Source organism: Granulicella sp. L60 (assembly GCF_009765825.1).
Lineage (GTDB): Bacteria > Acidobacteriota > Terriglobia > Terriglobales > Acidobacteriaceae > Edaphobacter.
Window position 1 is genome coordinate 1,303,307 of record NZ_LMUR01000018.1, and the last position, 24,652, is coordinate 1,327,958.

Sequence of the window (24,652 nt, forward strand, 5' to 3'; positions counted from 1 at the left end):
TCTTGCCCGTTCCGTGCTCATCGAATCTCCTCAGGCGCCCGCAGTCATCTTCGCTTCCGGTTCCGCGGAGGTCTTTGGCTTCGTACCCCGTGCGTGCAGCAGGCTGAACACCGCGGGAACGAAGATCAGCGTCGCCACGGTCGCCACCGACAATCCGCCGATGACCGCGCGGCCCAGCGGAGCGTTCTGCTCTCCGCCATCGCCCGCGCCCAGCGCCATCGGCACCATGCCGATGATCATCGCCAGCGCCGTCATGCACACTGGCCGGAACCGCGTTGCACCTGCCTCAACCGCTGCCTTGATCGCGTCGCCGTGGTGCAGCAGCCGCTCTTTGGCAAATGACACCACCAGAATACTGTTCGCCGTAGCTACGCCCATACACATAATTGCGCCCATCAGTGCGGGTACGCTCAGTGTAGTCCGGGTCGCGAACAAAAACAGCACAATACCGGCCAGCGCCGCGGGCAGCGCCGTGATGATGATGAACGGGTCCAGCCACGATTGGAAGTTCACCACGACCAGCAGATAAACCAGAACGATGGAAAAAGCCAGGCCCGAGATCAAGCCGAAGTAGGAGTGATTCATCGTATCGATCTGGCCACGCACATGGATGAAGCTTCCACGCGGAAGTGACTTCTCGTTCGCCGCGACAATCTTGTTGATCTCACGGCTCACCTTGCCCAGATCGGTACCCTGCACCGCGCCGTAGATATCGAGCGTGCGGCGGATGTTGTAGTGTGTCACCACCTGCATCTCCGTGCTGCGCGTGATGTCCGCCACATCGGCAAGAATCTCCGGCTGGTTGCTTGTCGGCGCAGAGAGCGGAACATTTTGCAGATCGTTCAGCGACTCGATGTCATACTGCGGAGCCTGCGCGACCATGTTGTAGTTCACGCCGTTCTTGTAGTTCAGGAAGAACATCGGCGTCAGCTGCGAGCTTCCGCTGAGAAGGTTCTGCAGGCTGCTTCCCACATCGCGAATCGTATATCCGCCCTGCGCTGCCTTGGTGCGGTCCACGTTTACCGTCAATACCGGATAGTCGTCCGGCTGCTGAACCCGCAGGTCAACCAGGCCGGGCACATGATGGAGCTGCTCCAGTATCGTATTGACGACCTTGCGGTTGCCCGCGATGTCCGAGCCTTCAAACTGAATATCGATCGGCGATGGAAGGCCGAAGTTCAGGATCTGCGTCACAATATCCGACGGCAGAAAGTAGAAGATCACCCCGGGGAAGTCGCGCGGCAGGCTCTTGCGCAGCGACGCAATGTACTCCGGCGTCGGATGGTGATTCTCCTTCATCGAGACCAGGATGTCCGCATCGCCCGTACCGATCAGGCCCGAGGTCGCATGCTGCAGGTTCAGCGTGCTGTACGGCAGACCGATGTTGTCCAGGATGTTGTCCATCTCATCCGGCGGTACCGTCTTGCGAATGTTCTGCTCCACCAGATCGCACAGCTTCGCCGTCTCTTCAATGCGTGTGCCGCTCTTTGCGCGAACGTGCAGGATGAATGAGCCGGTGTCGCTGCTCGGGAAGAAGTTCTGGCCCAGGAACGGCACCAGCAGAAATGCGCTGAGGCAGATCAGAAGGAAGACTGGAACGAAGATCGTCCGCACCGAGACCAGGTGCTCCAGCAGATTTTCATACGCGCTGCGAAGCTTTTCGAAGTAGTACTCGAACCGGCGCTGGAAGCGCGCGAAGATGTTGCGCGAAGGCACTGCATGCGCATCGTGCGGCTTCAGCAGATAGCGCGCCATGGTTGGCACCAGTGTGCGCGAGAGCAGGTACGACGCAAGCATCGCGAAGACGACCGCCTCCGCCAGTGGGACGAACAGATAGCGCGAGACGCCGGAGAGAAAGAACATCGGCAGGAAGACGATGCAGATGCAGAGCGTCGCCACCAGCGCGGGGACTGCGATCTGTTGTGCGCCGTCGAGAATGGCCTGCAGCAGCTCCTTGCCCTCTTCGAGATTTCGATTGACGTTCTCAATCTCAACCGTCGCATCGTCCACCAGGATGCCGACCGCCAGCGCCAGTCCGCCCAGCGTCATGATGTTGATCGTCTGGCCGATCAGGCCGAGCACAATGATCGAGGTAAGAATCGCCAGCGGGATCGACACCGCGATGATGATCGTGCTCCGCCAGCTTCCCAGAAACAGCAGAATCATCAGACCGGTCAGCATCGCTGCAATCACCGCCTCGCGAATGACCCCCGTGATCGACGACCGCACGAAGATCGACTGATCGCCGATCGGCGTTATCTTCAACTGCGGCGGCAGGGTCAGCGCAATGCGCGGAAGCAGGGAGCGAATGCCGCTGACCACCGAGAGCGTCGAGGCTCTGCCGGACTTGAGGATGGTGATCATCACGCCGCGGCGTCCGTCCTGCCGCACCACGTTCGTCTGCGGGATGCTGCCGTCACTCACCGTTGCGACGTCGTGCATGTAGATCGTCGTGCCGTTCACCTGCCGCAGCGGCAGGTCGCTGATTCCGGCCAGTGTAATCGGCGACGAGTTGATGCGGATGTCGTACTCATCCTCGCCGATCTTCGCCGTGCCTCCCGGCAGAACAACATTCTGCGCGGACATCGCATTCAGCACGTCGTTCGGCGAAAGCCCCTTGGCCTGAAGCAGCTTCGGGTCCATGTTCAACATGATCGAGCGCTGTTTACCGCCGTAGACGTTGGGCACCACGGCGCCCGGAACTGTGATCAGCTGCGTCCGGATAAAGTTCAGGCCGTAGTCGTTCAGCTGCTGCTCGGTAAGGCCTTCGCCCGACAACCCAAGCTGAATAATAGGCACGGTCGAAGCGCTGAAGTCGATGATCTGCGGCGGCAGAATACCCGGCGGCAGACTCCTCAGCTCAAACTGCGACGCGGCGCTTACCTGCGCATTCGCTGTGTCCAGACTCGCGCCCTGCTGCAGATAAAGCTTGACCACCACCTGGCCGGAGATCGTCGTCGACTCGATGTGCTCGATGTTGTCCACCAACACCGTCAAGGACTTTTCGTACGGCGTCGTCAGACGACCTTCCAGCTCCTCCGGGTTCAGCCCCGTGTAGGACCACGCAATCGAGATCACCGGAATATCGATATTCGGAAAGATATCCGTCGGCGTGCCGAGAACCACCACAGGAGCCGCAATCAGGATCAGGATGGCCAGCACGATGAAGGTGTACGGCCGGCTCAGCGCTATTTTTACAATCCACATGCGATAAAGCCTCTTCCGCTCGGTGGGAGTCTGTGTATAGAGTAAGACATTTCTCGCTATGCATGTGTTTCACAGTTATTTCCGAGAATATCCATCGGAAAAACCGATATCCTGATATCGGGAGATTCGCCCATGGAGTTGAGACATCTGCGCTACTTCTGCGCGGTCGCCGATCACGGCACCTTCAGCGAGGCTGGCCGCCAGCTTCACGTATCCCAGTCCGCCATCAGCGAGCAGATCGCCGATCTTGAGCGCGAGATCGGAGGCGCCCTGCTCAAACGCGCCGCCGGCCGGCCACGCCTCACTCCGCAGGGCCAGCTCTTCCTCAGCGAAGCCCGCAAGACCCTCCTTGCCGCCGACCGCGCCGTCGAGATGACCCAGCGCTCGCTCCTCGGTCAGGTCGGCACCCTCGCCATCGGCTTCTTCCTCTGGGGCACCGGAGGCTTCTTCGCACGGATCATCCGCGAGTACCGCAAGCTTCATCCCGACATCAAACTCTCGCTCTACGAGATGCATACCGCCGAACAGATGGAGGCCCTGATCTCAGGCAAGATCGACATTGCCTTCACCCGCCCGCTGGAGTCTCCGTTCGACCGCACCCTCCGCGCCGAACTTCTCTACCGCGACCCCATCGTCGTCGTGCTGCCTCGCAACCATCCCCTCGCCGGTTCTCCTGTTCCCATCGCCTCGCTCATCGCGGAGCGGTTCGTTCTCTGCGACCGCAAGATGACGCCTATCCTCTTTGATAGCATCGTCTCGCTCTGCTCCTCCGCAGGCTTCTCTCCACAGATCGTCAACACGTCGTCTACCTGGTCCGGCGTGCTGACGCTGGTCGAATCCGGCGAGGGCGTCGCCCTGGTCCCCTCCGGCGTTCGCCACCTCCGTACCCCCGGCGTGGTCATCTGCCCGCTTATCCCCCAGACCCTCCACGTGGGCCTGTCGGTCGCGTGGAACCCGCACAACGAAGGCCCCGTCCAGCAGGACTTCCTGCGTCTTGTCCGCGAGAACAAGGACCGCATCCAACGCACCAACGGCAACTAGCCTCAGCGCTGTTGGGTACTTCTGCATGCGGAGAACATCCGTCTTGGTGTTTAATGCTGAGCATGATCAGGCCTTGCTTCCTCGTAATCGACCGAGAGTTTCCCGGCAGCATCTCCACTCGCAAACTCGTCATCGAGACCGCGAAGTTCAACGTCATCACCGCCTACAGCGGCCAGGAGGCGCTCGAGATCTTTAACCGCTTTCCGGCAGTCACGGGTGTCGTCCTGGATGGCGGTCTGGACGATGTCTCCTGTGTCAAAGTCGCTCGTGAGATCAAGAAGCTCCAGCCAGCCATTCCAATCATCGTGATTGCGGCTCCGGGATTCCAAGGCTGTCCTGACGCGGACTATCAGCTCGAATCGTTCGAACCTGCGAAGCTCCTCGAGATCCTTCGCGGCATCAAGCCCGAGGCCTCCGCAGAGATCGAAGCGCGCAACGAGCAGCTCAGCCGTGAGAAACTCTCTTAGGTTGTATCGGCATATCCACTTCCGCAACGGGATGGTATTTGTTGGTACGAGTGGATGGGGAGCTGGCGGTATGAGTTGACGAAGGCCCAGTTGCGCGAATTGCGGACTTGCTTCCGGGGCGTTTGGGTACGACAGGTGAAACGCGGCCACGTCTTGCATTTCTGTCGGACGGGGCATCCGCTCATCGGGAATAAAGAACAGCCCATGGTATTTCGAAATACATGCATCCCTGTTCTCAGCGAACAGTCGCTGCCGCCTATTGTCTTGGATCCACAACTAACAGCAGGTGACCAGCCAGGCGCTGTAGGAGCGTATGACAACAAAGCGAACGAGCATCCTGGAACGCTACTTCTATCTCTTCATGTCGTTGTTGATTACGTTCGTTGTTGTCTACGGCTTTAGCTTTACCATCGACCAAAATCTGCTCCATCCTCGTATCAAGCCTCCGCAGGTCGTTTACGTGCACTCTTTTGTCTTCTCTGCGTGGCTGCTTTTTTTCATCTTGCAATCTGCTCTTGTACGCTCGCACAATGTGCGCTTGCATCGCACGCTGGGCTGGGTAGGCGCTGGCTTCGCAGTCGCCATCGTCGTCCTCGGCTATACGACGTCAACCGCCGTGCTGAGATTGGCTGTTCAGCTTCGGCTTCCATTCCCAACCGTATCTTTCCTTTTTGTTGAAATAATGGAGCTGGTCTGCTTTGCAGTTCCATTTGCTTTGGCGATTTACTGGCGCAAGCGTCCGGACTTTCATCGCCGCCTTATGCTGATCGCCACATGCGCACTCACGGAAGCAGCTTTCGGACGCATCCCTAGTCTGCCCAACGTCTTCGCACCCGCTGGGGTAGATGCTTTGATTCTCTTGGGCGTGCTTCGCGACATGATCGTGGAGCGCCGTATCCACAAGGTTTATCTCTATGCTCTCCCCACGATGATCTTCTTGCAGATCATCGCAGAGTATACGTCCGTTCACCAATCATCCTGGTGGGCTGGAATCGGCAACTTTCTCATACGATGATGCACAAAAAAAGCCGCCGCTCACAATCCTCTGTGAGCGGCGGAGCTCTTTGTCTCTCTGCTTACTTACTTGCCTGCTTCTACATCGATGGTGAACTGAACCTCATCGCTCAGGATCGGGCTGCCGAACTTCGAACCGAAGTTGAAGTCGCTGCGCTTCAGCGTTCCCGTCACCGAGAGACCCGTAACCAGCTTGTCGTTCTGGGCCTTCTGCGGAGGCGTCGGTCCGTCTACCTCGAGCGTCACGCTCTTGGTCACGCCGGCCAGCGTCAGGTCGCCAACGACCTCCAGCTTGCCATTCGCGCTCGTCACCGAGGTCGACTTGAACGTCATCGTCGGATACTTCTCCACGTTGAAGAAGTCCGGCGACTTCAGATGTGCATCGCGCTTCTCATTGTTCGTGGTCACGGTCGCCGTGTTGATCGTGGCCTGCACGCTCGAGTGGCTAGGATTTTTGTCATCCCACACGATGGTGCCGTTTACGCCGCTGATCGAACCGCGCACCGTGCTGACGCCCATATGCTTTACCGCGAAGTTCACCTGCGCATGATTCGGATCGATGGTCCAGGTTGAGGTTTGGGCGAGCGCGCTGGCACCAGTGAGCAATAGAGCAGAGAGTGCAGTAGCAAAAAAGCGACGGTTCATTGGGTCGTTCTCCTTGGTCTTTCTAAGGTCAAACTGTTAAGAGGTTCAGGTTGTAGTGGCTGGCTCAAACATACGTGCCAGCCACCGTTACATGTGTGAAAATTCAAATTCGACGAAGCGCTTCAAACGCCTTGCAAGCGTCCGGAGTTACGCTCGATTACGCCAGGTCGAATAGCAGAACCTCGCTGTTCTCCGCGCCCTGGCCAACCACTTCGAGCGCCTCTTCCTCGTCCGCGGCAACAGCATCGCCCGACTGCAGCGTCTTGCCGTTTACCGTCACCTCTCCGTGGATCACATGCAGCCACGCATGGCGCTTACTCTCCAGCGGATACGTCAGCCGGCTCCCCGGCGTCAGCTCCGCAACCGACACGCTCGTGTCCTGGTTGATCGTCGCCGCACCCTCCACCGGCTTCGGCGAAGCCAGCAGCTTGAAGCGGTTTAGCTTCTCCTCCGCCTCGAACTTCAACTGCTCGTACGACGGCGCCGTCCCTCTGCTCTTCGGCTCAATCCATATCTGCAGAAAGTGAACCGGCTCCGTCTCCGAACCATTGAACTCGCTATGCACCACGCCGCTGCCGGCCGACATCTTCTGAATCTCGTTCGGCCCCAGCACCTCCACGTGGCCCATGCTGTCCTTGTGCGCCAGCTTGCCCTTCAGCACATAGCTCAGGATCTCCATATCGCGGTGCGCATGCGCTCCAAAGCCACGTCCCTCGGCCACGCGATCCTCATTGATCACGCGCAGCGAGCGGTAGCCCATGTGCGCAGAGTCGTGATAGTTGGCGAACGAAAACGTGTGATACGAGTTCAGCCATCCATGATCGGCATGGCCTCTTTCCTTGCTCTTGCGTGTCGTCAGCATACTGTCTCTCTCTCCGCAATCCGGCCGTCACTTCAGCCGTTTTGCACTCCATCCAGCGACTTGCATCTCTCCGTCGGAACCGCAACCTTCGCCGCCAGCCCGACCTTCTTCAGCCCTTCGTACATCACCCTGCGTTCCACATCGCTCAGACCCTCGGTCACTCTCTCCAGGTCCTTCTCGTGCCGCGCATAGGTCTCTTCAATAAAAATCTTTCCATCCTCGGTCAGCTCCACCAGACGAATCCGCCGGTCCGAGCTGCAGCTTCTCCGCCGCACCAGCCCATGCCTCTCCAGCCGGTCGATCGCCGACGTCATCGAAGCGCTCGCCAGCAGCACCTTCTCGCCGATCACCGAGATCGTCAGCGGCCCCTTATGCAGCAGGACCTCCAACACCATGAAATCACTCAGCCCAAGCCCCTGCGCCGTCACCGAACCTTCGATATACGCGGCCACCGAGTGAAACGCCCGAGCCAGAACCAGCCATAGCCGAGGTGCCGGAATCTTCTCCAAATCTGTCATCTCCGGCCTCCTTGCTAGTCCTACGACATAAGATATCTCGACGTCGAGAAAAGATTCAAAAGTATCTGATCCCGAATCTCCCATCGGTCGGCGAAGAGATTATCAAGCGACCAACGGGAGTCACACGTGAAGGGGTATACAAGTCACGAAGTGACCGCCCGCCGCGCAGGCGTACCCGCACAAGTCTTTCAAAAATAAGATCCTCACGCATGCTAGGCTGCGAATATGGACTACCTTAACCAACCGGAAGCGCTTGGCCCAATCGTCGAAGGCCCGGAGGCCACCCTGCCGCAACCGGTCGTACTCCAGGGAAGACTCGTCTCGCTATCGCCCATCGATCCGGAGACGCACACCCAGTCCCTCTACGAAAAGTCCCATGGAGCCGACGCAGAGCAGCTGTGGAGATACCTCTTCGACTCGCCCTGCTCCAACATCGCGGCGTTCAAAGACTTCCTCTTTGCAAAGTCGAAGGAGCCCGACCGCCTGTGCTTCGCCATCGTCGACAACGCCTTGGGCGAGGCCGTCGGCATGGCCTCCTACATGTCCATCGACCGGCCCAACCGCAGGATCGAGGTCGGCAGCATCCTCTTCACGCCTCCGCTTCAGTCCACCGCAGGAGGAACGGAGGCGATGTACCTCATGGCGCGCCACGCATTCGAGCAGTTGCACTATCGGCGCTACGAGTGGAAGTGCAACGCACTCAACCAACCCTCCCGCCGCGCCGCACTGCGCTACGGATTCCAGTTCGAAGGCATCTTCCGTCAACACATGATCATGAAGGGCCGCAACCGCGACACCGCGTGGTTCTCTATGCTGGACTCGGAGTGGGCCTCCCGCAAAGAAGCCTTCGAGCGTTGGCTCGATCCTTCGAACTTCGACGCCAACGGCCAGCAGAGAACGTCACTCTCGCAACTCAACGCATCCACGCTCGTGTAGTACGTCATCAGAAAACTGTCGTCATTCTGAACGAAGCGAAGAGTATTTTCCAGCTGCCTCGCTCTACATCTGTGAAGAAATACCAGCGGACAGACCCTCCGCAAAGCCACTCAAACTGCACTCCGTCCAAAGCGCCGCCCAGCCTCTTTCATCCGCTCCGTCTCATCCTTCGCATCCAGCACGATCGCAGGAAGCACCGTGAACCCAGCCGACTGCAGCGCACTCTCCACAAAGCTCTGCGCCTCTGTCCGGTACCCGACCATTCCCTCTGCGCCGAACGTCCAAGCCTGCTTCCGGTCCAGCTCTCCCGGATCCGCGCTGTTCAACACCGAGACCAGCCCATCCAGCTCCGCCTCTCTCGGCCGCGCATCCTCCAGCCCTACCACTACCGTATCGGCCCACAGCAGGTCCGCCCGCTGCAGCTTGCCGTAGCTCTTGTGCGCTACCTCCACTGCTCCATCCACTGCAAGCCTGCGCAGACGAATACTTCCTTCAGCCTCTACCGCACCCACCGCAACCGCCAGCGCCATCTGCTCTGTGCGCTCTGTGTCCGCCTGGAATACAACCAGAACGTTCGCCATAACATCCTTCTCCTTACGATCGTTCTGAAGACTTGAAGACCAGTGACAGGACCTCTGTTCGACCAATCTATTTATTCATCGTAATCGCCTCGCAGGGAGAGTGCGCCTGTCTGCGTTTATCGGTAAACCGCACGCGGGCCAGATGCATCTGATTTTTTCAAAAGTTCTTCGGAACGTTCGAGGGGAGATATCCTGTGCCATCCCTTAACCGAATAGCCGACCGACTTGACGGCGCAGTTCAAGCTCGAAGCCAGCGAAGAGACCCGTCTCTATGCGGCCTCCGAGCAATAGTCCTACTGTGTTGCGCAGCCATGGCAGGCCTCTTTACCGCTACCTCCCAGGCGTCCGTCACGCTTCTCATCAGCGAACCCTTCGGCACCTTCGGCACCATGATGCCCCTCGGCCACGCCGGCGTCTATCTCGACCACGTCTGCGCCGACACCCCCACCCGCCTGCGCCTCTGCCGCCCCGGCGAGATGGGCATCGTCCTGGCCCGCTATCATCGCGTCGCAAATATCGACTGGCTCGCCATCCCCATCCTGCCCTTTCTCTACGGAGTCGATCGTCCCGAAGACGTGCCGCAGTTCATGACCCTCCCCCACGAGGCCGAGATCCGCGAGCAGTACCGCCTCCGTTACCTGCGCGACATTGTGCCCGACGGTCCTAACGGCTCACCCGCACCCAAAGATGAGTGGGTCGAGACCATCGGCGTCACCTACGACCGCCGCGTCTGGGCCTACCGCATCGAGACCACTCCAGAGCAGGACCAGCGCCTCGTCGACACCATGAACGACCGCCCCAACGTTCGCGCCTACATCCTGCGTATCAACAACTGCGCCGACTTCGCCGCCAACATGGTCAACATCCTCTACCCCGGCCTCGTCCGGCGCGATAAGGTCGCCGACTTCGGCCTCATGACCCCCAAGCAGGTTGCGCGCTCCATCGAGGCCTACGGCAAGACCCACCCGGAGTCCAACCTCGCAGTCATGGAGATCCCACAGATCCCCGGCACCCTCCGCCGCAGCCGCCCCGTACAGGGCGTCTCCGAGACCGCCTTCAAGACCAAACGCTACCTCGTCACGCTGTCGATCATCCAGCCCGAGGTCATCGTCGGCTGCGGCATCGTCTACCTCAAACACGGACGCTGGAAGATCGGCCAGGGCGCCACCGAGGTCACCCCTGACACATGGCTCCAGCCATCCACTCCGTCGTGGATTCCTCCGCGCAGCGAGACCGCGAACACCACCGACCTCATGCCGCAAAAGAACACGCACCGCTCCTCGCAATGACGAGGAGCGCGAGCCGATCAGCGGCACAAAAAATAACCGAAAAATTATGAAAAACCTGGCGTAGTCCACGACCCCAGAAATAAGGTCTGCAAAACGCCACGATCCACCACACTAAGTACCACAACTCACCAGCAATTCACCACATCAAATACCACCGAAATCGCAAAAACGCCTGTAAAAGCCACACTCCACCACGCAGAATTTTTCTGCAAAACCAGCCTAGCTTTCCAGTGGTTTTCTGGCGAAGTAGTAGAGCGAAAAAGCCAGCAGCGCAAACATCAGAACGCTCACCCAGTCATGGTGCAGCGGATTATGTTCGCTGAATCGCCAGATGCTTCGCTCCGTCGCCGCCTCGTACAACTTCACCACAACCCCAATCAATCCAACGATTCCGCCCGCCGCAATCAACCCCGAAGCATACAAACTCCCCGGACTGACCTCCGACTCCAGCGTAATCTCCTCGGCGCTCCTGCCCTTTGCCATCGCGCGATCCACCATCCACCGCATCACCCCACCCACAAAGATCGCCAGCGTCGTCGCAATGCTCAAGTACGCGCCAACAGCGAACGTAAGCGACCGAATACCCAGCATCTCCACCACAATCACGATCGCCACGCCAAGCAAAACCAGCGCCCACGGCAGCTTCCGGCTAAGGATTCCATTGATCACCGTAGCCATCAGACGGCCCTGCGGAGCTGCCGCCTTTTCGCTTCCGATACCCTGTATCCATTGGACTTCGATCTCATGCGTCGCCGGATTGTAGAGGTACTTTCCATCGTCGAGCGTGGTCGATCCGATCGCATTCAGCAGCACAAACTGGTTCGCGTTCGACACCTCTTCCTTTGCGTGATTCTCCGCGCTGTGCGAGGTCAAACTGATGTGCTCGCGCTTGAACTGACCTTCGTTCTGCACACCATCCGGCAGTTGATCGAGCGAGAAAACAACCGGCTTCTGCATCCGCTGAAACTGCTCTAACCCATTGTTCATCGCATTCAGCGTAGCCCCGATGGAGAAGATCGAAACGATCACACCCACCATGATGGCAAGCTGCTGCTTCCACGGCGTCGCACCAATCAGGTAGCCCGTCTTGAGGTCTTGCGAGGTGTCGCCCGCATTCGACGCCGCGATGCAGACCACTCCGCCGATGGTGATCGCGAGTGCTCCGAACGCAGGTGCAGTCCATCCCTTCACCAGAAAGATCGCTGCCGTAGCCATCAACGTCGCGATGGTCATTCCAGATACCGGTGACGCCGAGCTGCCGACGATGCCGACGATCCGCGCACTCACCGTAACGAAGAGAAAGCCGAACACAACGACCAGCAGAGCAGCGGCAAGATTCGCAAGCGCACCTACCTGAGCACCCGGAATGGGCTTGAACTCAAGAAACAGAAACATCAAAAGAACCAGCAGCAGTGATCCACCGAAGACCACAGAGGGTGGAAGATCGTGCTCGATGCGCGAAGGACGAGTCTTCGCAGCGCCGCTCTTATTTCCCATGCTGCGAAGGCCCTGCGCCAGTGCGCCGAAGATGGTCGGGGCTGTGCGCAGAAGCGTGATCAGGCCCGCCGCCGCAACTGCTCCTGCACCCATCGGACGAACGTAGGTGCGCCAGAGATCGGAGGGAGACATGTCCTTGACCAGCACCGTGCCGGGATAGAGTGGGGTCGAGAGATGAGACCCGAAGAAGTAGATCGCAGGCATCAGCACGAGCCACGAAAAGATTCCTCCCGCAAGCATCACGGCGGAGACGCGCAGTCCGATGATGTAGCCGACGCCCAGATACTCCGGCGTGCAATCGGCGCGAATGGCCGAGCCTTTCAAGAGCCGCTGAACACCGAAGTCGGGCTGATAGTCTGGCTGGCTTGGCCATAGAGCAAAGAGGTTGTCGTTCTGAAACAGCGTATAGATGCCGCCTAGTCCAAGGCCTAGGAAGACCCTTGAAGCAAACGAGCCGCCGCGTTCGCCAGCGATGAGAACGTCAGCGCACGCAGTTCCTTCGGGGTAGATCAAGGTATCGTGCTCGTCGACGATGAGCTGCCTGCGCAGCGGAATCATGAAGAGAACGCCGAGCCAACCGCCGAAGAGAGCGAGCGCGAAGATGCGTGAGGCTTCGAGATCGAAGCCCAAGAAGATCAACGCAGGCAGCGTGAAGATCACACCGGAGGCGATCGACTGTCCCGCGTTGCCGGTGCTTTGAACGATGTTGTTCTCGAAGATGCTGGACTTGCCGAACGCCCGCAGAATGGAGATAGAGAGAACGGAGATCGGAATCGATGCTGCAACGGTGAGACCGGCGCGAAGGCCGACATAGACGGTGACTGCCCCGAAGAGCACACCGAAGATTGCACCTAGAATCAGTGCGCGTGCAGTGAGTTCAGGGCGGGTTTCGGTGGCTGGTACAAAGGGTTTGAAGCCGGTGGGTGCTGCCATCTATAAAGTCTCTCGCTCGCCGAAGCGTTGGTTTCAATCTGGGTGGGAGTGTATCAGCGCCACTGGACGTTGCGCCTACAGCTCGATCTCGCTGACCGTCGTCTGCGTGCTTCTGGTCAGCCGATGACGCAGCATGACAGCGATGGCGCAGGCTATCAGAAAGAGCATCGGTCCGGTGAAGAGGAAGCGGTCAGGAACCCACTTCGCATCCAGCATGCCGGGGAGCTGCGTGTTCAGCGGGCCGAAGAACCGCTCGATGCGCCCGGGCGATCGCTGCGGATCGAACACGCTTGAGTTGGTGGATCGCCAGGAGATGAAGCGAACCAGAAAGGCAAGCGTTACGGGCAGCCAGGCCCACAGGATGGGTGGAGCGAAGTCGGTCTCCGTCTTCGGAGCGACGTTCGGGAAGAGAGAACGGCTCAAGTTGCTGAGGGCGTTGCCGAGTTTACCGAAAGGAATGAGGCCGATCAGAAATCCGGCGCAGGCGAAGATCGGAAGGAAGTAGCTCAGAACGAAGACCAGGTGATTCAGCTTCGTCCATTGCATTTTGTTAGCCAGTTGCCACACCGGCGTCGTAAAAATCCAGGAGAAACGGATCGCGGCGATTGCGACCAGGAAGTAGAGGAAGAGACATTTTGCACACCACGTAACAGCTTTCAGCATTGCCTAGATGTAGCACAGGAGCATCTTCCATGGTGCAGGAATTATTGACGGACCCCGTTGCTAAAGGACTATACTGCGGGAAATGGCATGGGAATCTGCCCGCGCCGCGAGTGAGGTGAGTCTTCAGCGATTGCTTGAATGACAGTGCGCTCGGTTTTGCACCCGGGGGTCCGCCCGGTGCCCCGCCCGGTGGGAGGGTGGATGGACGCGCGATGTCTCGTTTTCTGAAAGTGCCGGGACGGGTGGTCCGGGCTGCGCTGCATGATCTTGTTACAACGGTGTATCCGAGCGATTGCAGGGCCTGTAGAAGGCCGCTCCTGAGTGTAAGTCTCTCTCCTGTGTGTGATTCCTGTATTGAATCTGTTCGATCCCAGTCCACAACTCTATGCCGATGCTGCGGCGAGGCGCTGGATATGGAGGGCGTTCGGTATGCCGGGCAGTTTCCCGCGGAAGGGCTCTTTTGCTCACCGTGCCGCATGGTTCCTCCAGAGTTTGAACGCGCTGTGGCCTATGCTGTGTACCAGGACGAGTTGCGCGACATGGTGCACCTGCTGAAGTACGAGCGGATGCAGATGATGGCCAAGCCGCTGGGTGGGTTCCTGGCACGAGCGATTGAGATGCTGGAGTCCGAGGCTGGTAGAGACCTACTCGTCGTGGCGGTTCCGCTGTTTCCATCGAAGGAGCGCGAGCGAGGGTACAACCAGGCTGTGCTGCTCTCCGATGCTGCACTGGCCGAGCTCAAGAGGAGCAGGCCGGAGTGGAAGCTGCAGGCGGCGCATCGCGTCCTACGCCGGGTGAAGAACACTCGCAGCCAGTTTGAGTTGACCCCCAAAGGACGAAGGCGAAATCTGGTGGGCGCATTCGCCGTTACTGACCGGGAGATGTTGGCCGGTCGCGAAGTTCTTTTGGTGGACGATATCTACACGACCGGTGCAACGGCACGAGCTTGTGCGAAGGCGCTTCGCAGTGCCGGGGCGAGTAAGGTCTGGGTTGCGACTGCGTCGCGGGCTCAGCCGGAGATGGTTGCGTTGTGGAGCGCGTCTTCGGAGACCGCAGTTTGGGATGCTGGATAGAAAATTTCTGATTTCGATTAGGCAGAGAAGCTTGGCGCGAAGTGCTAACAGTAGCTGGAACCGGAGGGCTTTGAGATGCAATCGGGGAAGATGCGAAAGAAGCAGGGGCTGAGTGGAAAACGACACGCGGGGCACGCGAGCGGACATGGTTCGGGACGCGTGGTGGCGGAGTTGGATGTGCGGGTCGGAGTCTTTCGACAACCGGCGATGCAGACTCCGGTGTTGGTGTTGAACGCCTCCTATGAGCCCATCAATATCTGTGGAGCCAGGCGAGCCTTGGTGCTGGTGCTGAAGGGTGTTGCGCGCACGGAGGAGGAGCAGGGAGCCATACTGCACGCCGCGAGGATGCATGTCGCGATGCCCAGCGTGATCCGTCTGCTGGAGTACCGCAGGATTCCGCATCAGACACGCGCCCTGAGCCGCAAGAATATTCTGTTGCGCGATCGAAACTCCTGTCAGTACTGCAATGTGACGCTGACGGCTGGGGAGCTGACGCTGGATCATGTGATTCCGCGTTCGCGCGGCGGACTGTCGACGTGGGAGAACCTGGTCGCATGCTGCCACGACTGCAATCGCCGCAAAGGCAATCAGATGCTCCACGAGCTCACCGATATGAAGCTTCTGAAGGAGCCGCGGCCATTCTCACTACATACCTCGCGTCACATTATGCGGATGATTGGAAGCGCAGATGCCGCATGGAGGAAGTATCTCTACTTCGAGGCTGAACCGGCGGCCTGATCTGCTTCGAAGTAGAGATTTGAAGAGGAAGCCCCGATGGATGAGGGCTTCTTTTTTATTGTGTGTAAAGATTTCTATGCGGCTACAGCGTGGTGATTGATACCTTGTGCTGTCGGAATAGCTGCGACGCGAAATAGAGATGTGATAGCTTCAGCGGCAGGAGAAAATGGATGTCTTATATCGAAAGTTATCAGTGCGATGTGTGCGGAGATAAGAAGGGCGAGGGTGGGGACTGGTGGCTTGCTTGGGTGGATTGTTTTCAGGGAGAGAAGCCTGAGGAGGATCAGCCGTTGATCAAGCTGACGCGCTGGCAGGTTCATCATGCGCACTCTGCCGGGGTGAAGCACCTGTGCGGCGCCCGTTGCGCGGGAACATTGATGGACCGGTGGATGACAGCGCAGCACGCTGATCCTGATGCGCACTGCGAGACTCCGAACTGATTTGATGGATGCCTCCGCCAGTGCCTTTCTATATGGCTACTGGCGGAGATATTCATGCCAGGGATGCGGCTTTATTTGGGTGGTGCAGCGGGTTGGGGCTGCTTGCTCTTATCGTCCGGCGTGGCCTTGTTGTTGGTGATGTCCTCGCCGTTGTAGATGATTCGCGATGTTGCGTGGAACTGTTTGTAGTCGGTGTATTTGACGATGGTGCGCAGGTGGACATCCTGCGAGAGGTATCCGTCTCCGCCGGAGAAGTGCAGGTTGCCTTCGGCCTTGGTGTAGGTGGGGAACCAGTACTTGCCGTCGACCTGCTCGTAGTAGGTGGTGTAGGGCGGGGATAGGTCTTCGTGCCCCTTGCGCTTGTCGTCTGGGACGGACTTTCCGTTGACGAGGACGATCTGGAAGTCCTGCTGGTCGACCCAGACCTTGCCCTGGAAGTAGCGTTTATTTTTTTCGAGAACTTTAGGTGCGGCGCTGAAGACGTAGGTGTCGATCTCGTCGATGTGCTGGCGGCCGAGGTAGGTGACGTCGTACTGGGGCAGGTCTTCGGTGGTGAGGATGAAGGGTAGGCGGTGCTCGATGTCCTGGAAGTCTGCGGGCGACATCATGACACGCTGGAGGGTGTTCTGCGGGGCGAAGACGACGTGCTCGGCGCGCTTGCCGTCGCTGCCGAAGGTGATGTCGGTGACCTGCTGATACTCCCCGTCGATGCGGTTGGTGTCTTCGGCGAGGGTATCGACTTTGACGGTCTGGCGGAAGGTGTAGTTCTGGCGGGCCTGGTTGAAGACGGACTCGCGGGCTGCGAATTTCTGGATGATCTGCTCGGGTGTCGCGCCGGTGGGCGGGGCGGGATCGAGTGGGCCGAAGCCGGCTGGTTCCTGCGCGGCTGCTCCGTCTGGAATTGCTACAGACGCGAAGGCTGTTGCGGGATGAGCCGATAGGGGGAAGAGAGAAAGAGCCAGAAGGCTGATGGGGACGGCGGCGCGGAGGGAGAGCGGCTTCATGGGATTCGAACTCCAGGGAGAGCAAGGTGTCGGTTCCTGCAGGAGCAGTCGCGAGTTGGCGATACCGGCACGCTTTTAATTTCTTGTTCTCAAGGATAGACGCGAAACAGGGAGGTTTGGTGATGTGGGTCGGAATTCGTGAGATGGGACGGCTGATGATGCCGCGCTGGCTTGCGGCCTCGGCTGCGGGCGGCGGTGCGGCATGGCTGCTTAACTTGCGCCTGGAGGCGCGGGAACGATGGCGGCGGCGAGAGGGACGGATTCAGGAGGAGCTAAAGGCCTACGCGGGCCTGGATGTACGGCTGTCTTCCGACAGTGAGGCGAAGGAGTTGGCTGAACGGATAAGCAGGATTGTGGCGGAGAAGAGCTCGTTTGGGCGGGTGGCGATGCTGGCTCGGGATGGGAGTGGGAGGATGGTCGTCGCTGGTAGTACGGGGATGGACGAGGCGACGGTGAAGGCGCTGGATGCATGGGCCAGGGAGGTTGCGATTGAGAGGTCTGGAGGGTGTAGTTTTGGGGTTCATCTGAGCGGCCAGAGCTTCGGTGTGGTGTTTGAAAAGAGCCCTTTGGAGGTGGAGTACAGAGAGGCGATTGTGATTCCGCTGTCGACGGCCAGCGGCAGGATGATGGGTGCGCTGGCGGTGTGTGCGACGGGGTTGCTGGGTCTGCGCCGGAGTGTGCTGACACGGGCGCTGGAGCCTCTGGAGGCTTTGGCGGTGAAGGTGGCGCGGTCGATGGAGAACGCTGCGCTGGCAGAGAGGCTGATGCGTGCGGAGAGGCTTGCGGGGCTGGGGATGATGGCGGGTGGGATGGCTCATGCGCTGAACAATCCGCTGACTGCGGTGCTGGGTTTTGCGGAGCTGATTGCGAGTACGAGCGATGAGGCGAGGGTGAAGGAGGACGCGGGGATTATTGTGCGGGAGGCGCTGCGGATGCGGCAGACGGTGGAGACGCTGCTGGAGTTCTGGCGACCGGCGTCGCAGGGAGATGAGCTGGTGGATGTGACGGCGCTGGTGCGGGAGCTGAGTGCGGCGTGCGTGGATACGCTTGAATCCAGAGGGGTTCGGCTGGAGATTCAAGCGGGCGAGGAGGATTCGGCGGTGCGGGGGAATCGCCATCGGCTGCGGCAGGTGCTGGAGCATCTGTTGAATAACGCGGCTCAGGCGCTGGCGCGGGCGGCTGAGGAGGGTGTGGTTGGGGAGCTGGTGATTCGGGTTTCGGTGAGTTGTCAGGGGCAGAGGATGCATGTGGTGGTGAGCGATACGGGGGCGGGATTTCGTGATGCGGCGCGGGTCTTCGATCCGTTCTACGCTGTGGATGGGGCGGGTGCGGGGCTGAGTATCTGCTATGGGATTGTGCGGGAGCATGGCGGGGAGATCAGTGCGTTCAACATGCATCCGCATGGGGCGGCGGTGGCGTTTGAGCTGCCGGTGGCGGATTTAAATGCAAAAAAATCCGGCGTGGTGGTGGAGACAGAGGTTGAAGGGGTAAATGTATGAGGGTACGTGGGTTAGTGTGCGGATTTTGTGGTGGTGTTCGTGGTTTTCTGCATGGTGAACGTGGTAATTAGTGTGGTGTTTGTGTGGTGAGTTTTGTGGTGGTTGGAGTACGACAGGTTTTTGGGATTTATTTTGAGGGCTGTTATTTCGCGGGACTCTTTGGTGCGAGATGGTAGGCGGCGGTGGGAGTTGTAACTTTGGGTGATCCATTTTCGGGTGGGGTGGCTTTCGTTGGACATGATTACCTCTGGGTCGGCTCTGGTTTTGGCTGGCGGGGTTAGACTGTCGCGATGATGAATCGAGTGGTTTGTGGGGCTTCGCTGGCGGCGATGCTGGTGGGGGCTTGTGGGTCGGGGTCGGCTCAGTTGTCGGGTTCGTCTTCGGTTGCTGGGTTGGGTTTGGGTGTGCGGCGTCCGATGACGTTTGCTGATATGCAGCGGATGAAGCGGGTGGGTGATCCGCAGGTGTCGCCTTCGGGGCGGTGGGTGATGTTCTCGGTGGTGGAGGTGGACCTGGAGAAGAATGCGAAGGTGAGTCATCTTTGGGTGGTGCCGTTGGGGGGCACACCAGATTCCTCCGCTGCGCTACGGAATGACAAACAAAGGGGTGGCGGTGCGGATGAGAGCACGACGGGTTCGTCTGCTGTGGGGCGGGGTGACAAACAAATTGGAGACGGCGCAATCGCTGGCAATGCAGTAGTTGGTGATGCGGCTGATGGGGATGGGAGGGAGAGGCAGATTACGTTCTGGAAGGAGGGGGAGTCTGGGGCGCGGTTCTCGCCGGATGGGCGGCAGGTTGCGTTTGTGGCGACGGAGGGTACGACGGGGATGTCGCAGATCTTTGTGGCTTCGTGGGACGATGCAAAGGGAGTGCTGGGGACGCCGCAGAGGCTGACGAATGTGAGTACGGAGGCTGATGGGCCGGTGTGGTCGCCGGACTCGAAGCGGATTCTGTTTACGTCGCGGGTGTATCCGGGGTGCAGCGACAAGACGTCGTGGGTGGATGAGGATGTATGCGACAGGACACAAGACGAGGCTGCGGCGGCGAACCCGGTGAAGGCGCAGGTGTTCGATCATCTGCTGTATCGGCACTGGGACCACTATGTGGGGCCGAAGCGGAGCCATGTGTTGGTGGTGAGTGCGACGGACGGGAATGCGGTGCGGGATCTGACGCCGAGGCGGAATATCGGGGATGCGGAGGTGCCGACGTTTTCTCTGGGCGGGCCGTTGGGGTATGCGTGGGCTCCGGGTTCGGAGGAGATTGCATATGTAACTAATCTTGATCTTGTTCCGGCGGCAAGTACGAACAACGATGTGTTTACGCTGTTGCTGGATGATGCGGGGCAGAGGCCGAGGAAGATTTCGACGAGTCTGGGGAGCGATGATGCTCCGGCCTACTCGCCGGATGGGAAGTACATTGCGTTTCGTTCGCAGGTAAGGGCGGGGTATGAGAGCGACCGGTTTCGGCTGATGTTGTTCGATCGGCTGGCGGGGACGGTGAAGGAGTTGATGCCGGCGTCTTCTGCGGCGGGTTCGAAGTTCGATCTTTGGGTGGATGAGTTTACGTGGGAGTCTCCGGGGCTGATCTTTTTTACCTCTGCGGATGCAGGGGAGGAGTCGATTCGAGCGATTGAGACGGGCGGCGAGCGCGAGCTGCTGGTGATCTCGCAGGATGGAGAGTTTTCGGATGTTCGGACGCATGACGATGTGGTGGTCGCGGGTCGAACGCTGGTGAATCAGCCGACGGAGATTGTGAAGCTGGTGGGCGGCCGGATGACGCAGCTGACGCACTTGAACGATGGGCTGTTGGCGCGGCTTGATCTCTCGAAGATGGAGTCGTTCTGGTTTGCGGGCGCGGGGGATACGCAGGTGGAGGGTTTCATTCTGCGTCCGCCGAACTTCGATCCGTCGCGTAAGTATCCGCTGAAGTTTTTGATTCATGGAGGGCCGCAGGGGGCGTGGGGCGATTCGTGGAGCTGTCGGTGGAACGCGGAGCTGATGGCGGCGAGCGGGTATGTGGTGGTGATGGTGAATCCGCGGGGGTCGACGGGGTATGGACAGGCGTTTATCGATGGGGTGAATGGGGACTGGGGTGGGAAGGCGTACGTCGATCTGATGAACGGCCTGGATGCGGCGGAGGCGAAGTATCCGTTTATCGATAAGACGCGGGAGTGTGCGCTGGGGGCGAGCTATGGCGGCTTTATGGCGGACTGGATTTTGACGCATACGAACCGGTTTGCGTGCATCGTGACGCATGATGGGATGTTCAATCCGCAGAGTGCGTATGGGACGACGGAGGAGCTTTGGTTCAATGAATGGGAGTTTCGGCGGCCTGCGGCGAGCGGGGTGAAGGGACGTGCGGTGGCGGCGGATGGGCCGGGGCAGCCGTGGAAGTATGCTGCGGGTCCGATTGCGGATGATCCGTTTAGAAAGTGGTCGCCGATGCTTTCGATACAGAATGCGAAGACGCCTACGCTGGTGATTCATTCGCAGAGGGACTACAGGCTGGATGTGTCGGAGGGGTTCCAACTGTTTACGGCGCTGCAGCGGCTGAATGTGCCGAGCAAGATGCTCTATTTTCCGGATGAGGGGCATTGGGTGTTGAAGCCGCAGAACTCGAAGCTCTGGTACGAGACGGTGGGGGACTGGTGCGACAGGTGGACGAAGACGAATGCTTATGGGTCGGGCGCGGTGCAGTATGTTGCGGCGGGGGCGGTGGTGCCGAAGCAGACGGCTAAGGTGGAGGCTGCGCCTAAGGTGGTTGCGCCGGTTCCGGCGGTGAAGGCTGCTCCGGTTGTTCCTGCTAAACCGATTGCACCCGCTGCTCCGGCTGTTGTGGCTCCTCAGGTGATTGCGCCTCCTGTAGTGGCTAAGACTCCGGCTCCGGTTGTGCCGGCTGCTCCCGCTGTTGAGCCTAAGGCTGCGGTGAGTGCGGAGAGTGATGCGCAGGCGAATGCTGCCGGGGCTTCGTTTTCGATTGCGATCAGCGCGGTGGAGGATGAGGTGCAGGTGCGGTCGGATGCGCGGGTGAGCATTACGCTGAAGAACCTGTCGGATCATCAGATCTTCTTCGGTCATCGGCCGGGGAGGGATACGCCGGAGTACTCGTTCCGCGTTGAGGTGCGGAACGCGGCGGGGCATGTGGTGGAGGAGACGGCGTATGGGCGCGAGGCGATGCAGCGGCAGGAGAGCCAGAGTCCGACGGTGGACTATCTGCAGCCGGGCGGGACGGTGGTGGAGACGGCTCATCTGACAAAGCTGGTGAATCTGAGCAGGCCGGGGCGGTATACGGTGAGGGTGTATCGGAAGGATGCGGAGAGTAAGACGGTGGTGCGGTCGAATGAGATTACGTTGAATGTGACGCCTTAGCGGCGCGTTGTTGTTTGGCCTCGGGCACTCTGTGCCTGGCTGGGCGACAATGGGTTGGGGGAATTTCGATGGCGTTTGCGAGGCCGAAGAAGCGGGAGCCGGTGGGTGAGGCCGGGCTGTTTGAGTATGCGGTGGGTGCGCTGGCGCGGAGGATGCGGACGGAGCGGGATCTGCGGCGGTTGATGCGGGATCGCGCGGAGGAGGGTGAGGCCGGAGCGCGGGCGATGGATGCGGTGATTGCGCGGCTGAAGGAGTTGAACTATCTGAGCGACGAGCGGTTTGCCGAGGACTATACGCGGGTGCGCAAGGAGCATGAGAAGTTCGGGCAGAGACGGGTGCAGCAGGATCTGATGATGAAGGGTGTGGGGAAGGAGCTGGTGGCTTCGACGCTCGAGACGGCGTATGAGGATGTGGACGAGGTGGCGCTGGCGAGGCAGTATATTGCGCGGAAGCGGATGAAGCAGCCGGGTGGGGTGAATGCGCAGAAGGAGACGGTGCGGGCAATGAATCGGCTGCTGCGGGCGGGGTTTTCTTCGCGGGCGATCTATAAGGTGCTGCGGGAGTGGAAGGTGCCGGAGGAGGCGATTCCGGCGGAGGGTGGTGGGGATTCGGACTCGTATGCGGAGCGGGAGGAGGATGATCTGCCGGAGTTTTGATCTGCCTGATTTTAAATGCTGCGGAGGGCTCGGGCGGGCAGGAGGAAGATGGCGGCGACGAGGGCGAAGGCTCCGTGGACGGCTACTCCGACGAGGCGGAAGGGAAGGAGGATGAGCCAGATGATCGGATAGAAGATGAGGAGAGCGAGGGCGAGCGGCCAGCAGAAGAAGGCGAGGATGCAGAAGAGAAGAAGGTTGAGCATCGGGTGATTTCTCCTAGAGATTCTTCTTTAGAGATAACGCAGGGGAGTGGGGAAAAGTTCCGCTGTGGGTGGGTGTTGGAGGGTGTGAGATGGATGATCTTGGGTTGCAGCGGGTGGTTGCGGTGGACTGGTCGGGGGATAAGGGGCCGGGGCAGAGGAAGAAGATCTGGGCGGGGGGTTGGACGGCTTCGACCGGGAAGGTGTGGCTGGAGAGTGGGCGGAGCCGGGAGGAGTTGCTGGTGTGGCTGGTGGAGTTGGCGCGGGAGACGCCGCGGATGGTGGTGGGGATCGATTGCTGCTTTAGCTTTCCGGGGTGGTTTCTGGCGGAGCATGGGTGCGCGACGGTGTTCGATTTCTGGCGGCATGTGGCGGACGGGCAGGGGGAGCGGTGGCTGGCGCGGGAGGGTGCGGAGGTGGCGCGGGACGAGCGGTTTTGGGGGGCTCCGCATAAGAGGCCGGAGCAGTTTTGCGGGGCTGGGCTGGCGCGGTCGATGCGGATGACGGATATGGAGAACAAGATTACGCCGAAGATGCTGGAGGGGGATCCGGAGCGGGCGGCGAAGGTGAAGGGGATTACGCCGAAGTCGCCGTTTCAGATCGGCGGGAGCGGGAGTGTGGGGACGGGGAGTTTGCGGGCGATGCCGTTTTTGCTGGGGATGCGGGAGGCGGGGTTTCGGGTGTGGCCGTTTGAGGCGTCGGCGGTGGGGGCGAAGAGGGCGGCGCCGCTGCTGGTGGAGATGTATACGCGTCTGCTGACGGGGGCGGTAAAGAAGAGTAATGAAGGGGCGAGGCGAACTTATCTAGCGGCGAAGCGGAGGGGCGATGCGGCGTATGCGGGGTTGCCGCGTGCGGTGATGGCGAAGGCGTTGGGGAGTGAGGATGCGTTTGACGCGCTGGTGTGCTGCATGGAGATGGTGCGGTGGAGGGGGGAGTTTGCGGCGTTGAAGGCTACTCGGGATGAGGTGCTAAGGCTGGAGGGGATTACGTGGCGGCCGGGAGTGACTGGTTGAACCGCCTCGTGGGTTTGAGCATCTGATCGCATATGAAGACGATTACGTTGGAAGAGCATTTTTTTACGGAGTCTTACCTGAAGGCTGCGGAGGGTGATGCGTCGGTGCAGTTTGGTCCGTTGCAGCCGAAGCTGCTGGATCTGGGTGCGGGGCGGATTGCGGCGATGGATGAGGCGGGCATCGATGTGCAGGTGCTGTCGCTGGCGGCGTTTGCGCTGGAGGGGTTGAATGCGGCTACGGGAACGGTGCTGGCTCGCGATGTGAACGATGAGCTGGCGGCGGCGGTGAAGGCGAATCCTACACGGCTGGCGGGGTTTGCTACGGTGGCGCTGAAGGATGTTGGAGCGGCGGTGGTGGAGCTGGAACGGTGTGTGACGAAGCTTGGGTTTGTGGGGTTGATGCTGAACGGTACGGTGGATGGGAAGTTTATGGATGAGCCGGAGTTTCTGCCGGTGTTTGAGGCGGCGGCGCGGCTGGGTGTGCCGGTGTATCTGCATCCGGCGCCGCCTCCGAAGACGGTGAAGACGGCTTATTTTTCGGGGCTGCCGGGGGAGCTTGGGATGCTGCTGTCGATTGCGGGGTGGGGATGGCATGCGGAGACGGGGCTGCATACGTTGCGGATGATTGTGTCGGGGTTGTTCGATAAGGTGCCGGGGTTGCAGTTGGTGATTGGGCATATGGGCGAGGGTCTGCCGTTTGCGCTGGCGCGGTCGAGCGGGATTCTGTCGGGGGCCGCGAAGTTGCAGCGGCCGGTGGCGGAGTACTTCAAGACGAATATTCATCTGACGACGAGTGGGTACTTTACGCTGCCTCCGCTGGAGTGTGCGCTGGAGGTGGTGGGGATCGAGCGGATGATGTACTCGGTGGACTATCCGTTTAGTCCTAATACGAAGGGGCGGGATTTTCTGGAGAAGGTGGCGGGGATTTTGAGTGCGGAGGATATGGAGAGGTTGGTGGGTGGGAATGCGAAGAGGTTGTTGGGGTTGGAGGAGTGATAACTGCTCAAAG

The 24,652-nt window shown here is 59.8% G+C and carries 22 protein-coding genes; 13 read left to right on the forward strand and 9 right to left on the reverse strand.

Annotated elements, in window-relative coordinates; genetic code table 11:
* Positions 1-30: 30 nt before the first annotated feature.
* Positions 31-3,207 (reverse strand): efflux RND transporter permease subunit, encoded by a 3,177-nt coding sequence (locus GSQ82_RS15740; RefSeq protein ID WP_158793151.1) that lies wholly within the window; start codon positions 3,205-3,207, stop codon positions 31-33.
* Positions 3,208-3,339: 132 nt separating this feature from the next.
* Here GSQ82_RS15740 and GSQ82_RS15745 point away from each other — a divergent pair, with 132 nt between their 5' ends.
* The 3 genes from GSQ82_RS15745 (at position 3,340) to GSQ82_RS15755 (ending at position 5,730) form a co-directional block, all read left to right on the forward strand.
* The gene (locus tag GSQ82_RS15745) at positions 3,340-4,248 is read left to right on the forward strand and encodes a LysR family transcriptional regulator (RefSeq protein WP_158793152.1); all 909 of its coding nucleotides are present in this window, start codon (positions 3,340-3,342) and stop codon (positions 4,246-4,248) included.
* A gap of 53 nt (positions 4,249-4,301) precedes the next feature.
* Positions 4,302-4,715 carry a response regulator gene (locus tag GSQ82_RS15750; protein ID WP_158793153.1) on the forward strand — a complete coding sequence of 138 codons (414 nt, stop codon included), beginning with the start codon at positions 4,302-4,304 and terminating at the stop codon, positions 4,713-4,715.
* A gap of 313 nt (positions 4,716-5,028) precedes the next feature.
* Entirely contained in the window at positions 5,029-5,730 is a 702-nt protein-coding gene (locus GSQ82_RS15755) for a hypothetical protein (protein WP_158793154.1), read from the forward strand.
* A gap of 65 nt (positions 5,731-5,795) precedes the next feature.
* On the opposite strand, the gene GSQ82_RS15760 is transcribed toward GSQ82_RS15755, so the two are convergent.
* The 3 genes from GSQ82_RS15760 to GSQ82_RS15770 all read right to left on the reverse strand — a co-directional run bounded on the left by GSQ82_RS15760 (position 5,796) and on the right by GSQ82_RS15770 (position 7,754).
* Complete coding sequence (locus GSQ82_RS15760; RefSeq protein WP_158793155.1) at positions 5,796-6,374, reverse strand: YceI family protein; 579 nt, start codon at positions 6,372-6,374, stop codon at positions 5,796-5,798.
* A gap of 157 nt (positions 6,375-6,531) precedes the next feature.
* Entirely contained in the window at positions 6,532-7,236 is a 705-nt protein-coding gene (locus GSQ82_RS15765) for a pirin family protein (protein WP_174243084.1), read from the reverse strand.
* A 32-nt stretch (positions 7,237-7,268) separates the two neighbouring features.
* Positions 7,269-7,754, reverse strand: coding sequence for a MarR family winged helix-turn-helix transcriptional regulator (locus GSQ82_RS15770; RefSeq protein ID WP_158793156.1), 486 nt, complete (start codon positions 7,752-7,754; stop codon positions 7,269-7,271).
* Positions 7,755-7,979: 225 nt separating this feature from the next.
* Here GSQ82_RS15770 and GSQ82_RS15775 point away from each other — a divergent pair, with 225 nt between their 5' ends.
* Positions 7,980-8,690, forward strand: a complete 711-nt coding sequence (locus GSQ82_RS15775) for a GNAT family N-acetyltransferase (RefSeq protein ID WP_158793157.1) — start codon at positions 7,980-7,982, stop codon at positions 8,688-8,690.
* 110 nt (positions 8,691-8,800) lie between these two features.
* Here the strand turns inward: GSQ82_RS15775 and GSQ82_RS15780 are convergent, their stop codons facing one another.
* A complete protein-coding gene (locus tag GSQ82_RS15780; protein ID WP_158793158.1) occupies positions 8,801-9,271 on the reverse strand; it encodes a hypothetical protein in 471 nt (156 codons plus the stop codon).
* A gap of 311 nt (positions 9,272-9,582) precedes the next feature.
* Here GSQ82_RS15780 and GSQ82_RS15785 point away from each other — a divergent pair, with 311 nt between their 5' ends.
* Positions 9,583-10,560, forward strand: a complete 978-nt coding sequence (locus GSQ82_RS15785; protein WP_158793159.1) for a DUF4105 domain-containing protein — start codon at positions 9,583-9,585, stop codon at positions 10,558-10,560.
* A 219-nt stretch (positions 10,561-10,779) separates the two neighbouring features.
* Here the strand turns inward: GSQ82_RS15785 and GSQ82_RS15790 are convergent, their stop codons facing one another.
* Entirely contained in the window at positions 10,780-12,990 is a 2,211-nt protein-coding gene (locus GSQ82_RS15790) for an OPT family oligopeptide transporter (RefSeq protein ID WP_158793160.1), read from the reverse strand.
* A 75-nt stretch (positions 12,991-13,065) separates the two neighbouring features.
* On the reverse strand, positions 13,066-13,536 hold the full coding sequence (locus GSQ82_RS15795) for a hypothetical protein (RefSeq protein WP_158793161.1): 471 nt from the start codon (positions 13,534-13,536) through the stop codon (positions 13,066-13,068).
* Between the two features lie 620 nt (positions 13,537-14,156).
* On the opposite strand from GSQ82_RS15795, the gene GSQ82_RS15800 reads away from it, so the two are divergent.
* The 3 genes from GSQ82_RS15800 (at position 14,157) to GSQ82_RS15810 (ending at position 15,904) form a co-directional block, all read left to right on the forward strand.
* Positions 14,157-14,726 (forward strand): ComF family protein, encoded by a 570-nt coding sequence (locus tag GSQ82_RS15800; RefSeq protein ID WP_158793162.1) that lies wholly within the window; start codon positions 14,157-14,159, stop codon positions 14,724-14,726.
* A 75-nt stretch (positions 14,727-14,801) separates the two neighbouring features.
* The gene (locus tag GSQ82_RS15805; RefSeq protein WP_158793163.1) at positions 14,802-15,464 is read left to right on the forward strand and encodes an HNH endonuclease; all 663 of its coding nucleotides are present in this window, start codon (positions 14,802-14,804) and stop codon (positions 15,462-15,464) included.
* Positions 15,465-15,634: 170 nt separating this feature from the next.
* Positions 15,635-15,904 carry a hypothetical protein gene (locus GSQ82_RS15810; RefSeq protein ID WP_158793164.1) on the forward strand — a complete coding sequence of 90 codons (270 nt, stop codon included), beginning with the start codon at positions 15,635-15,637 and terminating at the stop codon, positions 15,902-15,904.
* 71 nt (positions 15,905-15,975) lie between these two features.
* Here the strand turns inward: GSQ82_RS15810 and GSQ82_RS15815 are convergent, their stop codons facing one another.
* On the reverse strand, positions 15,976-16,908 hold the full coding sequence (locus GSQ82_RS15815; protein ID WP_158793165.1) for a hypothetical protein: 933 nt from the start codon (positions 16,906-16,908) through the stop codon (positions 15,976-15,978).
* A 122-nt stretch (positions 16,909-17,030) separates the two neighbouring features.
* On the opposite strand from GSQ82_RS15815, the gene GSQ82_RS15820 reads away from it, so the two are divergent.
* The 3 genes from GSQ82_RS15820 (at position 17,031) to GSQ82_RS15835 (ending at position 22,431) form a co-directional block, all read left to right on the forward strand.
* Positions 17,031-18,407: a sensor histidine kinase gene (locus GSQ82_RS15820; protein WP_158793166.1), complete on the forward strand. Its 1,377-nt coding sequence runs from the start codon at positions 17,031-17,033 to the stop codon at positions 18,405-18,407.
* Between the two features lie 290 nt (positions 18,408-18,697).
* Positions 18,698-21,775, forward strand: a complete 3,078-nt coding sequence (locus tag GSQ82_RS15825; protein WP_254061677.1) for a S9 family peptidase — start codon at positions 18,698-18,700, stop codon at positions 21,773-21,775.
* A 68-nt stretch (positions 21,776-21,843) separates the two neighbouring features.
* Complete coding sequence (locus GSQ82_RS15835; protein WP_158793167.1) at positions 21,844-22,431, forward strand: regulatory protein RecX; 588 nt, start codon at positions 21,844-21,846, stop codon at positions 22,429-22,431.
* An 11-nt stretch (positions 22,432-22,442) separates the two neighbouring features.
* On the opposite strand, the gene GSQ82_RS15840 is transcribed toward GSQ82_RS15835, so the two are convergent.
* Positions 22,443-22,634, reverse strand: a complete 192-nt coding sequence (locus GSQ82_RS15840) for a hypothetical protein (RefSeq protein ID WP_158793168.1) — start codon at positions 22,632-22,634, stop codon at positions 22,443-22,445.
* 89 nt (positions 22,635-22,723) lie between these two features.
* Between GSQ82_RS15840 and GSQ82_RS15845 the strand changes: the two genes are divergently transcribed.
* A complete protein-coding gene (locus GSQ82_RS15845; RefSeq protein ID WP_158793169.1) occupies positions 22,724-23,644 on the forward strand; it encodes a hypothetical protein in 921 nt (306 codons plus the stop codon).
* A gap of 32 nt (positions 23,645-23,676) precedes the next feature.
* On the forward strand, positions 23,677-24,639 hold the full coding sequence (locus tag GSQ82_RS15850) for an amidohydrolase family protein (protein WP_158793170.1): 963 nt from the start codon (positions 23,677-23,679) through the stop codon (positions 24,637-24,639).
* Positions 24,640-24,652 lie beyond the last annotated feature (13 nt).